A 14,282-nucleotide genomic window follows, 5' to 3' on the forward strand; every position below is an offset into this window, starting at 1 on the left:
AAATAAAACAATTTTAAAAAGGGGGATTTATTTTGCGTAAAATGAAAAATTATTTAGTTGTGCTTGGTCTTGTTTTTTTAATTGCAGTTGGATTTAGTTTTATGGTGGGGGCCGAATATGTAAAGATTGAAGATAGAGGTTATGCAAATCCTGAAGCTTTGATTAGTGCTGAGGAGTTAGCAGAAATAATTGACAGAGATGATGTTGTAGTTGTTGATAACAGGGGTAAAATTGGTTATGCTGCTGGTCATATTCCTGGTGCAATTAAAATTGAAAAATCAGAAATGAAAGCTAGTGGAGGCATGAGACTTTCTAAAGAAAATTTTGAAAAATTATTTTCTGAAAAAGGTATAAAAAATGGAGATACAATTGTTGTTTATGATGATCATGGAGATTTGTATTCAGCCTGGTTATGGTGGTCAGCAAAGATTTATGGACATGAAGATGTAAGAATGTTAGATGGTGGTATTGACCGCTGGAATGCACTGAATTATGAGACAAAAATGTTTCCAGACAGTTTAGCTGAAAGTAATTATAAAGCTGAGGCTCTTGATGAAAGTTTATTAGCACATAAAGAGGATGTTTTGGCAGCAATTGAAGAGGATAATATAATAATTCAGGATACTAGAGCAGAAGCAGAACATAATGGAGAAAAACTATTATCTGGTGCAGGACGTAAAGGTAGAATTCCAAGTTCTATTTGGTTAGAATGGGATGAGTCACTAAACGAAGATCATACATTTATGACTGCTGAGGAACTTCAGGATCTTTATACTGCCAGAGGAATTATTGATGATAAAGAGATCATTACTTACTGTCAGTCAGCTGTAAGATCATCACATGCATTATTTACTTTAACTCAGTTACTTGGTTATGATGATGTTGAAAACTATGATGGTTCTTGGGTTGAATGGAGTAATGATGAGTCTTTACCAGTAAAATAACTAGATTTTAAAATTAAATTATTTTGATTAAAGAGAGGGGGATTCCCTCTCTTTTTTTATTGCTTTAAAAAAAAGATTATTTTATGATTTAGCAAAATTATGCTATAATAGAAACAAGTTTTATTTATTTGAAAGGCGGAAAATTTAATTATGGAATTTCAACTTTCAGTTATTATTCCCACATTAAATGAGGAAAAGAATATTGCTGATATAATTGATTTTATAAATCAAGAGAAAATAAAAGTAGAAATTATTATTTCAGATGCTGATAGCACTGATAAAACTAAACAAATTGCGGCTGCAAAAGGAGCAAAAATAGTTAATTCTAAAAATGCAAGTCGTGGTAAACAGCTTAATAAAGGTGCTAAGATTGCAAATGCGCCAATTTTATTGTTTTTACATGCGGATTCTACTTTAGATAAAGGCTCGTTATCTCTATTAGTTAATAAAATGCAAAATCAAATAGATAAAATAGGAGGCTGTTTCACTTTGGAAATTAAGTCCGAGCATCCTCTTTTAAAATTTATAAGTGGGTCTTCTAATCTGCGATCAAAATACTTTAAATTGATTTTTGGTGATCAGGGAATTTTTATAAGAAAAGGAATTTTTAATGAGTTGGGTGGCTTTCCTGATATAGAATTAATGGAAGATTGGGAATTCTCTAAAAAGATGAGCGAGTTTGGAAAAATGCTTTTTTTAGATAAAAAAATTTACACATCAGCTAGACGCTGGGAAAAATTTGGAGTTTTAAAAACAATTCTTTTAATGCATAAAATAAAAATTTTATACCTATTAGGTTATAGTCCAGAAAAACTCAAAAAAATGTATCATGACGCCCGTTAATTAAGTTAATATATGACAGGAGGAGATTACTTTGCAGGCTGCAGTAATAATTATGAGTAGGGCACCAATAGCAGGGAAAACCAAAACAAGGCTTGAAAGTCATTTAAAAAAAGATGAATGTGCTGAGCTGCATCAGGCTTTTTTAAAAGACATAAATTTTAAACTTTTAAAACTCAAAAAGATTAATTCTCAGATTGATTTATATCTTAGTTTTACTCCTAGAGAGCAAGAAACAATATTTTCTGAAATTATAGATGAGCACTTTACTCGTATTCCACAACGAGGACAAGATTTAGGAGAAAAAATGTTTAATGCTCTTAATGATGCTTACCTGTTAAGTGATTTACCTGTAATTATAACTGGTTCTGATATTCCATTATTAGATATTGATATTTTTACTGAAGCAATTGCCGGTTTAAAAGAGCGTGATTTAGTAATTGGTCCAGCAGATGATGGAGGATATTATTTAATAGGAATGAAAAAACCTAAAAAATTTATTTTTGATTTTGAAAACTGGGGAAATAGTGCTGTTTTAGATAGAACAATCAAAGAAGCCAGCAAACATAATCTTAAAATTCACTTTTTACCAGAAGCTTCTGATGTAGATACTTTTCAAGAATTATTAAAGTTAAGGTCTAAATTAATAAATGGAGAAATTAATTCAAGTTATCCTAAAAACACGGAAGCTGTAATTAAAAAAATATTTGCATATTAATAATACAGGAGGAAAGTTATGTCTTTTAAAGATGATTTATCAAAAAAATTAAAAGCATATATCAGCGAACGAGATTTTATGCAGGCAACAGGTATCAGTAGAAGAGCCAAATTAGAGTTTTTGGCTCAAGGAGAATATAATATAAATTATTTGATTAATGATGGGGAAGAAAAATATGTATTGCGAGTAAATTTAGGCAGTCAGATGCATCTTGATGACCAGATTGGTTATGAGTTTTCTGCACTGCAGACATTGGCTCCATCTGGAGTAACTCCAAGACCATTTTATCTTGATAATTCAAAAGAAAAAATTAATTATGGATTATTAGTGATGGAATATTTACCGGGACGACATCTCGAATATCGAAAAGATTTAAAAGATGCAGCTAAAGTCTTTGCTAAAATACATAAATTAGATAGTTCTAAGGCCGAAAGATTAATTAAAGAAGAAAAACCTTTGACTGCAATCTGGAATGAATGTGAAACACTTCTCAATAAATATTTAAATTCAGAAATAGCTGTACCTGAGATAAAAAAGTTTTTAATTAAAATGAAATCTGATCTGGAGCAGAAAAAAGAAAAAGAAGCAGAATTGATGGATCTTTTTCCAACAGCTATAGTAAACACTGAGGTAAATTCAAATAATTTTATTATCAATGACAAGTATAATCTTGCTTATTTAGTAGATTGGGAAAAACCTTTAATAACTACTCCACTACAGGACTTGAGTCATTTTATGGTGCCAACGACAACCCTTTGGAAAACAAATTTCATTTTCAATCAAGGAGAAGAGGAAGAATTTTTGCATCATTATTTAAAAGAAAGAGGAATGGACTCCAAGTATCATGAAGTAAAGTCTGCTTTAAAAATTTTCAATCAATTCTCGGCAATGCGCGGTATTTCTTGGTCAGCAATGGCCTGGGTAGAATATCAGAGTAATGATCGTGAAATAAAAAATCAGGATACTTTTGAAACAATGGATAGTTATTTAAAGATCGATTTTTTGGAAATGCTTTTTCCAGACCTAAATTAACTAAGGGAGTTTATAGTTATATTTAGTGATTAAAGTTACCCGCTGATGCGGGTTTTTTTGAGGAGGTTTTTATGCTAAGTGTAGAAAAAGTAATAGCTTCTTTTATTATGCCGCCTGGACTTTTTGTTATCTTGATACTGGTGTTATCTATTTATTTATTAAAAAAATCAAAATCAGCTTTGATTAAGATTACAGCAATAGTTTCTCTGCTGCTTATTTTCTTTCTTTCTACTGCATTTGGTGTAAAAGTTTTGCTTCATCCACTAGAAAATTATGCTGAGGAAATTTCAGTTAATGCTTTGGAAAAACATCCAATTGTTGTACTTGGTGGTGGTTTAAATTATTATTCAAAAAATGAAGCTAAGCCCTCCCTGCATAGTATGCAGAGATTAATTAAAGGTTATCAATTGCATCGGAAATTGAAAACTAATTTGATTTATTCGGGTGGAATTGCAATTGGTCAAGAAAAAATTTCAGAGGCTGATGCAGCTGAAGAATTTTTATCGTCTCTAGGTATGGATAAAAAATTTTATATCAGTGAGAGTCAGGCTCAGACAACATTTGAAAATGCTGCTTATTTAAAAAAATGGATTGAAGAAAATGAAATAGAAAAAGTTTATTTAGTTACTTCTGCTTATCATATTTTGCGTTCTGCTGCAGTTTTTAAGGCTCAAAACATTGATTTTTTAGCAGTACATTCTGGATTTATTTATGATCATCAGTTCAGCTGGCTTGACTATCTACCAAATCGTGGTGCTTTAAAAGCTAATCTTTCTGCTTTACATGAATGGATAGGTTTAGCTTGGTACTATATTAGAGGGAGAATCTAAATTATTTTTTAAAATATATAAAATTTAATGTTATTTTAAACTATTTCTGATAAACTATAAACGTATCTTAGAGAGAGTATTGAAAAATATTGGGTAGTGATAGAGTGAAAGTCTGCTCGCAAACCTCTTGGGCTTGCTCCAAGGAGGGTCAATAGTCAAATATCTTTTTAAGTAGATTCAGGGTAAAAATCACTTTTAAGGAGCTTGATATTTTATGACTAAGAAGATATCTAATAAAAGAAAAAAAATTGATCTACATATGCACACAACTGCTTCAGATGGTGCTTCAACTCCAAAAGAACTTATAGAAAAATGTGTAGACTTAGGTCTAGAGACAATTGCTGTTACTGATCATGATAACGTAACTAATGTTGAAAAAGTAAAGAAGCTTGGGGAAGAAAATGGTTTAAAAGTTATTTCTGGGATAGAAATATCTACTTATAGAGGTGAAGCAGAATATCATATTTTAGGTTATTTTGTTGATATAGAAAATGCTGCTCTGCTGGGATTGACAGAGGCAATTTTAGACTCTAGAGTAGAAAGAACTCATAAAATGATAGAAAAACTAACTGAAATGGGATATCCACTAGATTTTGCAGATGTAAAAAAATATGCAACTGGGGTTAGTTTAGGACGCCCTCATATTGCTAGAGCAATGATTGAAAAAGGATATATTGAAGAGATCGGGGATGCATTTACTGAGGAATTTATTGCTGGTGGAGGTAAAGCTTATGTTGAAAAAAAGAATGTACTTCCTGCAGAAGCAATAGAAGTAATTTTAAAAGCTGGTGGTATACCTGTGATTGCTCACCCTTATATAATTAACCATGGTAAGTCTCTTGGTAAAAAAGAAATCTCACGTTTAAAAGATGTGGGGCTTAAAGGTGTTGAAGTATACCAGACAAAGCATAATAAAAAAATAACAAAAAAATATAAAAAAATTGCAGAAGAACTGGAGCTTTTAATTACTGGAGGTTCTGATTATCATGGTGAAAATTCGCCTGGAATTTTACCTGGTGATACTGGTATGAATCAAGAAGAATTTGATCAACTGGAAAGTTATGCCCATTCTATGCTATAATAAATAACAGTCAGATAGTAGGCTGAGACTTTAAATTATAAGCCGGATTAATTCCGGCTTTTTTAGATTATACTTTAGTTTATAAGTAAAATAAATATTAATATTTTAAAATAATTTAAATCACAAAAAGGAGTAGTGAGCAAAGAGAATGCATAAAGTAACAATGATTGCTGGAGATGGAATTGGACCAGAAATTTCGGAAGCTGTAGCAGAGATTATAGAAGCTGCAGGTGTAGAAATTAGATGGGATAAGGTAGAGGCGGGAGCTGGAGTAATGGACAAATATGGTACTCCCCTTCCAGAAAAAGTTTTTGACTCAATTAGAGAAAACAAGGTAGCTTTAAAAGGACCGATTACAACACCAGTAGGTAGTGGTTTTAGAAGTGTTAATGTTGCAATTCGTAAAGAATTAGATCTTTACGCTAATGTTAGACCATTAAAGGTACATGCCAAAGAATTTGCCAAAGATGAAAACTTGGATATGGTAGTTTTTAGAGAAAATACTGAGGGGCTTTATGTAGGAATTGAACATTATGTTGGTGATCAAGCAGCTGAAAGCATCAAAATCATCACAAGAAAGGCATCACGCAAGATAACCGAAAGAGCTTTTGAATATGCGGTTCGCGAAGGAAGAGAGAAAGTTACAGCTGTACATAAAGCAAATATTTTAAAATACAGTGATGGGCTCTTTTTAGAAGAGGCACGTAAGGTTGCTGAAAAATATAAAAAGACAAATCCGGAAATAGAATTTGATGATAAAATTGTTGATAATATGTGTATGCAGATGGTGCAATATCCAGAAGAGTACGATGTTTTAGTTACAACTAATTTATATGGAGACATTATTTCTGATTTAGGTGCTGGTTTAATTGGCGGGCTGGGGCTTGCTCCTGGAATGAATTTAGGCGATGATATTGCAGTTTTTGAAGCAGTTCATGGTAGTGCTCCAGACATTGCAGGTCAAAATAAAGCAAATCCGGTTGCTCTGTTATTTTCTGCAATTTTAATGCTTAGACATTTAGGAGAAACTGAAGCAGCTGATAGAATAGAAAAGGCAGTTTCTTTAGTTTTAAATAAAGGAAAAGTTTTAACTGGAGATTTGGGAGGCACTTCTACAACTGATGAAATTACAGAAGCTATTATTTCTGCACTATAATTAATATAAGCTTAAACTATTTAAGATAAGAGAGGAGAGATTAGTTAATGGAAGCTAAAATGGAAAAATTATTAGATTGTTTAAATAACTATAAGAAAAAAGCATTAGCAAGAAAAAATGCTTATGGACTTGCCCCAAGACCACTTGAGGCAGAAGAAGTTGAATCTCTTTTTGCAGGTTTAAAAATTGAAGGTTTGGAAAATGAATATTTTGAACTATTTGAAGAAGAAAGATTAGATCAATTAATTTTAAGATTAATTGCAAAGGAAGTAAAAAGAGGAACATTTCCGGCTTCTCATGCTAAAGCTGAGGGACTTACAGAGTTAATTAAAGAAGCTAAAATAAGAGAGGTAGAAAATCCTTATTTAAGTTCAAGCCAGGCGCTGGATTTACTAGCTAAAATGAAGGGCGGAGCAGCTACCTCACGTTTAATTGATTTATTTGCTAAAGAAATTTTTAGAGACCAAATAACTGAAATTTTAAAAGATACTGTACTGGTAACTAAGGCTGATTTTGAGCAGCTTAAAAAACTGGCTGCAGAAAATACTCATTTCAAAAAGAAAATTGATGAGCTGATGCTGAGCTGGGCTTATCGAGATTTTGCGGCAGACTGGGAGCTTCAGGATCAATATCAGGGTTTGTCTTTAAGAGTTGGCGATAATATTACAACAGGACACTTAAGCCCATCTAAAAATGCTAACAGTAGAACAGACCAACCTCGTCATGCTCAATTTGTAATGGATGGTCGGGATGATGAGGATGATCTCTGGGGACGACTTAATAAATTAAAGGCTCAAACCGATAAAGATAAGAGTGTATTTTTTACAGCTGGCAAGGCTCTGGGAGAAGGTTCATCTCGTAAGTCAGCTACTTATACAATGCAGCAGCTTTTAGGAAAATCTGTAGATGCTGAGCCAGAAAAGAAAAAAGGTGGAGTTGTAATAGCAAAAAGTTTTGCGCCTATTTTTAAAGAATCACTGGTTGCCTCAGGGATATTAGCTCTAGAAGCTGATACTGCTGAGATTAAAGAAGGAGATAATATTGAAATTGATCTAAAAGCTGAAAAATTGGTTGTTAATAATGAATTGCAACTTGAAATAGAACTACCTATTGCTTATAAAATGAAAAAAATTGCAGCAGGCGGAATGACCTATTTTGATGCCGGTAATGAGCTTCAAAAAATGGCTTTAGATTACTGTGAAGAAAATGGAATTGAGACTGCTGATATTAAAACACCAGCTGAGCAGAACGTGGTCCAAGAAGATTCTAAACCAGCTCAAACATTAGCTCAAAAAATAGTAGCCTATAATCGTCTCGATGGAAAAGATACAATTTTACCAGGTGAAACAGCTCAGGTTAAAATGAGAGGAGCTTTTTCTCAGGATACAACAGGTCCAATGACTATGGATGAATATCAATCAATGGCTGGAGAAGATTTTGGAGCAGAATTTGTAGTACAATCTTTATGTCATACAGGTGAATGCCCTTCCAGTAAAGAAAGAGATACTCATAAGTTTTTAAATGAATTTGTTACCGAGCGTGGTGGAGTTTGTTTGCAGACTGGAGAAGGTATTATCCATACTATTGGTAATCGATTTGTACTGCCGACCGATGTAATTGTTGGTGGAGATTCACATACTAGAACTCCACGAGGAGTTTCTTTTCCAGCGGCTTCAGATATTGTAGCAGGAGTTATGAAATATGGTAAACAAGATCTGACTATGGACGAATCAGTTAAAGTTAAATTTACAGGTCGCCCACCAGCAGGAATTACTGCGCGAGATCTGGTTTCTGCTTTAGTAGTTTATGCAGATAAAACTGTGGGTAAGGATATTTATAATGGTAGAATTATTGAAATGGAGGGCTTAGATTTTCTAAGTTCAGATGAGCGCTACATTATGACAAATGCTGTTGCAGAGAGAAGTGCTTCAGCAGGTGTAGTTCCATCTGATGAGATTACTATTGAGGCTATTAAAGAAAATCTAGAGTATTTAAAATCAAGGCCTGATGCTAATTCATCTCCATCTGTTAAAAACACAATTAAAGCAATTGAGAATTATCTTAAAGAGCCAGTGCTTTTTGAGGCAGATGAAGATGCTGAATATGCAGCAGAAATCGAAATTCCTTTAGCAGAAATTGTAGAACCTTTAGTTGCTAAACCGCATCATCCTGATAATGTAGCTGCCTTAAGTGAGGTTGAAGGTGAAAAAATTGATGAAGTTTATATCGGCAGCTGTGTTGGTGGAGATTTAAAAAGTATTCAGGAGGCAGCAGCAGTAATTGCTGGGCACAAGATACCTCAAAATGTTAATGTTGTTGTTGGACCAGCTTCTCGTGATATTTATGAAGAGTTGATTGTTGATGGTACAATGGAAAGATTAACCAGAGCCGGGGTAACTGTAATTATGCCTGGTTGTGGATTATGTATGGGTAATAAAAGAAGAATTGGGTCTGGTGCTACAGCATTTACCACTACAACTCGAAACTATCAGTCTCGGATTGGACCTTCTGATTCTAGAACTTATCTTGGTAGTGCCCAAGTAGCAGGTTGTACAGCTGTTTTAGGACACATCCCTTCTAAAGAAGAATATTTTAATCTTTATAAATAGTGTCCACTTTTTTGCAGCTTCTGGATGCACAGTCAATTATTTATAATTAAAAATTAAATAACCTGAAGAAAAGGATTGAAAAATCTGATTTGAGGGATTGAGAGAAAGTTTGCTTGCAATAAGGCGCGCTGTTCATTAAAAAGCAGTTAGCTGAGTTTAGAGTAACTTTTATTAAATGATATTTAATCCCTATCTTTGTCTAGATAGGGATTTGCTTTTTTATTACAAATTATTAATTTCACTAACTATAAAGGAGAGATTAAGTGAAAATAAAAAGTAAACAGATAAAAGCTTTAATTTTACCATTATTTATTTTAATATGCTGGTATTTAGGTAGTGAATCTGGTTTTTTTAACTCCTATATATTACCTTCACCAGTAAAGATATTAAAAACTTTTTTAGATTTACTTAAAAATGGAATGTTAATTAAACATTTATTAGTTAGTTTCTATAGAGTGTTCTTAGGTTTTACAATAACTTTTATTGCAGCTTTTTTGTTAGCTCTTTTAATTGCATTAAATGATTGGTTAACAGATTATATCAAACCCACTTTAGAATTCATTCGCCATATTCCTCCTATTGCTTTAATTCCAATTTTAATATTATGGTTAGGAATTGGAGAAAAACCTAAAATAACAGTTATAATTCTTGCTACTTTTTTTCCTGTCTTTTTAAATACTCTCAGCGGTATCAGTAATTGTGACTCAAAGTTAAAAGAAGTTGGAGATATTTTTGGACTAAGCAAATGGGAGAAATTTTATAGAATTATTTTACCCCAAGCACTGCCTTCAATTATTGTAGGAATGCAGATAGCGCTGGGATATAGTTGGCGCTCATTAATTGGGGCAGAGTTAATAGCTGCATCTTCTGGAATCGGATATATGATAATTGATGCTGAACAATTGTCTCGACCTGATATTATTATAGTTGGAGTAATTACAATTGGGATTTTTGGTTATTTAATTGATTATTTCTTTTTCAAATTTACTCAAAAATTAATTCATCAAGGGGGAAAAGAGGATGAGATCAATTATTCAAATCAAAAATTTAACTAAAAAATATAAGATAGATGGTCGAGCTTTTAAAGCGCTAAATGACATTAACTTAAAAATTAATGAAGGGAGTTTCACAACTATAGTTGGTAAAAGTGGTTGTGGAAAAAGCACTTTATTGCGAATTATTGCCGGTCTGGAAGAGGCAGCAGAAGGTAAAATTATAGGAAAAAAGAAGGTGAAAAGTTCACTAGTTTTTCAGGAAGCAAGATTAATGCCCTGGCTGACAGTTGAAGAAAATATTTTATTCCCTTTAAAAAAAAGAGATAAAAAATCTGAATCAGTTAAAAAAGTTAATGAACATCTAAATTTGTTGGGGTTAAATGAGTTTAAAGATGCTTATCCAAATCAAATATCAGGGGGAATGGCTCAAAGAACTGCTTTAGGAAGGGCTTTAGTCTATGATTCTGATCTTATTTTAATGGATGAGCCTCTGGGATCTCTTGATGCATTTAATAGGTATAAGCTGCAGCAAGAATTACAGCATATATTTTCTAAAAATAATAAAACTGTTATTTTTGTTACTCATGATATTGACGAAGCAATTTTTTTAGGTGATAGAGTTCTAGTTATGGAGGCAGGTTCTATTACTAAAGAGTTTAATTTAGAGCAGGAGCCTAGTATTTCTATAAAAAAAGCCAAACAGCTTGAATTAAAAGAAAAGATTTTGGCAGAGATTAAAGCTTAAATATTAATTTCATCTAGCTTATATATTTTTTTTAATTTTTAAAAATAAAAATAAATTTTGATATAATTTTCTATAATTCAAAAAAATAAAGGAGAATGTTTTTAATGAAAAAAAGAATAGTTAATTTTATGAGTGTTATTTTGCTGGTTATCTTTTTGTTTTCATTTTCAGTATCGACATTTGCTGCTCAAGAGTTGGAAAGATTAAATATTTCATATGTTAAATTGCCTTTGAATGTTCCGTCAATAGTCGAAAAAGAGAAGCAGTTATTTGAAAAAGAATTTAATCCTGATGGAATAGAGGTAGAATTTCCAGAAATCACTCAGGGTTCTAAAATGACACAGGCAGTAGCTGCAGGTTCTTTAGATTTTTGTAATGCGCTTGGAGGGACTTCCTTAATTTTAGCAGCTGCTAATGGAGTTGATATTAAAATGATAGGAGTTTATAGTCGTGCTCCAAAAGCCTTTAATATTATGGCTAAAGATCCTGCAATTAAATCAACTGCTGATCTTGAAGGCAAAAAAGTTGTTGGTCCTAAAGGAACAATACTGCATCAGCTACTTTTAGCTTCTTTAGTAAAAAATGATCTTTCTTTAGCTGATCTAGAATTTGTCAACTTAGGAATTGCTAGGGGTATCTCAGCTCTTTTAACTGATAGTGCAGATGCTGCTTTAGTTGCTGGCCCTGCTGTGCCTCAAGCTTTGGAGAATGGTGCCCATATCATTGAAAGTGGCGAAGGGCTTTTAGACGCGACTATTGTAATTGCAGTTAGTGGGGAGTTTTTAGACAAACACCCAGCAGTTGTTGAACGTTATCTTAAAGTTCATCAAGAAAGTTTAAAATTTATGGAAGAAAACCCAGAAGAAACATTTGCAATGGTTGCAGAAGAAACTGGAATTTCTGAAAAAGATGTTGAGAAAATGTATGCTTGGTATGATTTTAACCCTGAAATTACTGAGTCAGATATCAATGAATTAAAGAAAACACAGAACTTTTTACTGAATAATGGAATGCTTTCTCAATCTATTGATATTAAAAGTTTAATTGTGGAATAATTAAAGTCAAAGCTTTAGATTAAACAATAATATCTATAGAATTATCTATGTTTTTAGATATATTAAAATGAGTTTAGCGCTTGTATTTACAGCAAAAATTATATATAATTATAAATCGCTGCATTATACATGTTAGCTGTCTGCTGATTAGAAAATTTAATTAGCTGGCAGCTTTCTTTGCTTTTAATTACAAAATTATGACAAATGAAGGAGATTATAATGAGCAATTTATTAGATGATTTGAATAAAAAACAAAAAATTGCGGCTCAGACTTTAAAAGGAGCAGTTTTAGTACTTGCAGGTGCAGGTAGTGGAAAAACACGAACTTTAACTTATAGAACAGCAAATTTAATTGCTAATGGTGTTAGCCCTAAAAATATTTTAACAGTAACCTTTACCAACAGAGCAGCTGATGATATGAAGGCAAAAATTAGTAAATTAGTTGGTTCCGAAATTATAGATGAGATGAATCTCGGTACTTTTCACAGTATTTGTTTAAAAATACTTAGAAATAACTTAAAAAAGGTAAATCGTTCTGAAGGATGTTTGATATATGATACGACTGATTCTAATGCTATAATCGAAGATATCATCTTTGAATTTGGCCTAGAGGAGACAGAATATGATCCCAAAATAGTTTTCAATATAATTTCGAAGGCAAAAATGGAATTGGTTCTGCCAGCTGAGCTGACAGAGAAATATGCTCAGCTTAACAATCAAGGGTCCGAACATTTTTATCAAATTGTAAGCAGAATCTATCAGGAGTATGAAAGGGTTTTAGCAAATAATAATTGCTTTGATTTCAATGATTTGATTAAAAAAACGATTGAACTTTTGGAATCTGATCAGGATATATTAAATAAATATCAAGATCAATTTCAATATATTCAGGTAGATGAATATCAGGACGTGAACCATTCGCAATATCATTTAATTTCTCTGCTGGCAGAGCCTCAAAAAAATATTTTTGTGGTAGGTGATGACTGGCAGGGTATTTATGGTTTTCGCGGAGCAGACATTAGTAATATTTTAGATTTTGAACATGATTATCCTGAGGCTGAAGTGATTAAACTTGAAAGAAATTATAGAAGTTCAAATAATATTATTTCAGCTTCCAATCAGCTGATTAATAATAACAGTCAAAACAAGGTTAAAGAGGCCTGGACTGAAGCAGATGATGGAGCCCCAATTTTTGTTGCTCGTGCAGAAAGTCCATTAGTTGAAGCTAAATATATATGTAAAAGGATTAATCATTTAGTTGATTTTTATCATTATAAGCTGAGTGATATTGCTATATTATGCCGCAGTCATTTTCAGTCAATGCAGCTTCAAAATCAGTTACCTAAGTTTAGAATTCCACATCAACTTGTGGGAGGAGTTAGTTTTTTTGATCGCCAAGAAATACGCTATTTTGTTAATTACTTAAAATTATTAGTCAATCCGAATGATAGATTAGCTTTAAAACGTCTTTTTAGAATTGAAGTTCATGGTGTAGGCGAAATTTTATTAAGTGAAATCAATAAATATGCCCGTGAAAACAAAATGAAGATTACTGATGTTTTTGAAAGCCCAACCGTTGTTAAGGGGATTGGTAACAACAAGGCTGCAAATATTATTGAATTTCAGCGGCGGGTAATCGATAGTATTTTTGATCTGCGTGAAGAAAAAATGCCAATGCATAAAAAGGCAATAGAACTTTATGAGCGGGTTGATTTTGATCAGAATGTACTGGCTGAGCTGGATGATCCAGAGGGGAGAAAAAAATATATGAATATGTTTTTGGAAGATATGGCTGATTTTCAAAAAAACAATCCAGGCCGCGGTCTTTATGATTACTTATTAATTAATAAATTAATTGCTGATAAAGATATTACAGAAGATAATCAAGAAAAAGTAAAAGTTATGACAGCTCATTCAGCTAAAGGATTAGAATTTCCGGTAGTTTTTATTATTGGGGCTGAAGAAGAAGTTTTTCCACATTTGAAAAGTTTAGAAGAGAAGGCAGCTGGTTTAAATCCTTATGCTGTTGAGGAAGAAAGAAGATTATTTTACGTGGCAATGACAAGAGCAGAAAAATTGCTCTTCATTTCTTTTTCTAAGCAGAAACTTTCAAATGAACAAGGACAATATAAGCAGATTATTCCTTCCAGATTTTTATATGAACTTCCTGAAACAAGATTGGATTTTACAGGTGTTGAAAGTAAAAAAGGTGGTTCTGGGATACAAATGCGCAAAAATGTAGAAGTGATTTAGGGTAACCAATCTAGGGTACCGGGT

At 32.5% G+C, this 14,282-nt stretch carries 12 protein-coding genes; all 12 read left to right on the forward strand.

Annotated elements, in window-relative coordinates; all coding sequences use genetic code 11:
* Positions 1-41: 41 nt before the first annotated feature.
* A complete protein-coding gene (locus tag HSACCH_RS09595) occupies positions 42-944 on the forward strand; it encodes a sulfurtransferase (RefSeq protein ID WP_040477403.1) in 903 nt (300 codons plus the stop codon).
* 150 nt (positions 945-1,094) lie between these two features.
* The gene (locus HSACCH_RS09600) at positions 1,095-1,787 is read left to right on the forward strand and encodes a TIGR04283 family arsenosugar biosynthesis glycosyltransferase (RefSeq protein ID WP_005489471.1); all 693 of its coding nucleotides are present in this window, start codon (positions 1,095-1,097) and stop codon (positions 1,785-1,787) included.
* A gap of 31 nt (positions 1,788-1,818) precedes the next feature.
* A complete protein-coding gene (locus HSACCH_RS09605) occupies positions 1,819-2,502 on the forward strand; it encodes a TIGR04282 family arsenosugar biosynthesis glycosyltransferase (protein ID WP_005489475.1) in 684 nt (227 codons plus the stop codon).
* Positions 2,503-2,520: 18 nt separating this feature from the next.
* Entirely contained in the window at positions 2,521-3,534 is a 1,014-nt protein-coding gene (locus HSACCH_RS09610) for an aminoglycoside phosphotransferase family protein (protein ID WP_005489480.1), read from the forward strand.
* A gap of 71 nt (positions 3,535-3,605) precedes the next feature.
* Entirely contained in the window at positions 3,606-4,364 is a 759-nt protein-coding gene (locus HSACCH_RS09615; RefSeq protein WP_005489481.1) for a YdcF family protein, read from the forward strand.
* A 214-nt stretch (positions 4,365-4,578) separates the two neighbouring features.
* The gene (locus HSACCH_RS09620; protein ID WP_005489482.1) at positions 4,579-5,445 is read left to right on the forward strand and encodes a PHP domain-containing protein; all 867 of its coding nucleotides are present in this window, start codon (positions 4,579-4,581) and stop codon (positions 5,443-5,445) included.
* A gap of 148 nt (positions 5,446-5,593) precedes the next feature.
* Positions 5,594-6,601, forward strand: a complete 1,008-nt coding sequence (locus HSACCH_RS09625; RefSeq protein ID WP_005489483.1) for an isocitrate/isopropylmalate dehydrogenase family protein — start codon at positions 5,594-5,596, stop codon at positions 6,599-6,601.
* 47 nt (positions 6,602-6,648) lie between these two features.
* Complete coding sequence (locus tag HSACCH_RS09630) at positions 6,649-9,210, forward strand: aconitase family protein (protein WP_005489484.1); 2,562 nt, start codon at positions 6,649-6,651, stop codon at positions 9,208-9,210.
* 263 nt (positions 9,211-9,473) lie between these two features.
* On the forward strand, positions 9,474-10,265 hold the full coding sequence (locus tag HSACCH_RS09635; RefSeq protein WP_005489485.1) for an ABC transporter permease: 792 nt from the start codon (positions 9,474-9,476) through the stop codon (positions 10,263-10,265).
* Positions 10,231-10,950 (forward strand): ABC transporter ATP-binding protein, encoded by a 720-nt coding sequence (locus tag HSACCH_RS09640; RefSeq protein ID WP_005489487.1) that lies wholly within the window; start codon positions 10,231-10,233, stop codon positions 10,948-10,950. The genes HSACCH_RS09635 and HSACCH_RS09640 overlap by 35 nt, the downstream gene beginning before the upstream one ends.
* A gap of 104 nt (positions 10,951-11,054) precedes the next feature.
* The gene (locus HSACCH_RS09645; protein ID WP_005489489.1) at positions 11,055-12,005 is read left to right on the forward strand and encodes an ABC transporter substrate-binding protein; all 951 of its coding nucleotides are present in this window, start codon (positions 11,055-11,057) and stop codon (positions 12,003-12,005) included.
* A 219-nt stretch (positions 12,006-12,224) separates the two neighbouring features.
* Positions 12,225-14,258 carry an ATP-dependent helicase gene (locus tag HSACCH_RS09650; RefSeq protein ID WP_005489490.1) on the forward strand — a complete coding sequence of 678 codons (2,034 nt, stop codon included), beginning with the start codon at positions 12,225-12,227 and terminating at the stop codon, positions 14,256-14,258.
* The last annotated feature ends 24 nt before the right edge of the window (positions 14,259-14,282 follow it).

This window comes from Halanaerobium saccharolyticum subsp. saccharolyticum DSM 6643 (assembly GCF_000350165.1).
Taxonomy (GTDB): domain Bacteria; phylum Bacillota; class Halanaerobiia; order Halanaerobiales; family Halanaerobiaceae; genus Halanaerobium; species Halanaerobium saccharolyticum.

Coding starts and splice junctions, on each gene's coding strand:
- HSACCH_RS09595 (WP_040477403.1), top strand. CDS start 42: ATGAAAAATTATTTAGTTGTGCTTGGTCTTGTTTTTTTAATTGCAGTT.
- HSACCH_RS09600 (WP_005489471.1), top strand. CDS start 1,095: ATGGAATTTCAACTTTCAGTTATTATTCCCACATTAAATGAGGAAAAG.
- HSACCH_RS09610 (WP_005489480.1), top strand. CDS start 2,521: ATGTCTTTTAAAGATGATTTATCAAAAAAATTAAAAGCATATATCAGC.
- HSACCH_RS09615 (WP_005489481.1), top strand. CDS start 3,606: ATGCTAAGTGTAGAAAAAGTAATAGCTTCTTTTATTATGCCGCCTGGA.
- HSACCH_RS09620 (WP_005489482.1), top strand. CDS start 4,579: ATGACTAAGAAGATATCTAATAAAAGAAAAAAAATTGATCTACATATG.
- HSACCH_RS09625 (WP_005489483.1), top strand. CDS start 5,594: ATGCATAAAGTAACAATGATTGCTGGAGATGGAATTGGACCAGAAATT.
- HSACCH_RS09630 (WP_005489484.1), top strand. CDS start 6,649: ATGGAAGCTAAAATGGAAAAATTATTAGATTGTTTAAATAACTATAAG.
- HSACCH_RS09640 (WP_005489487.1), top strand. CDS start 10,231: ATGAGATCAATTATTCAAATCAAAAATTTAACTAAAAAATATAAGATA.
- HSACCH_RS09645 (WP_005489489.1), top strand. CDS start 11,055: ATGAAAAAAAGAATAGTTAATTTTATGAGTGTTATTTTGCTGGTTATC.
- HSACCH_RS09650 (WP_005489490.1), top strand. CDS start 12,225: ATGAGCAATTTATTAGATGATTTGAATAAAAAACAAAAAATTGCGGCT.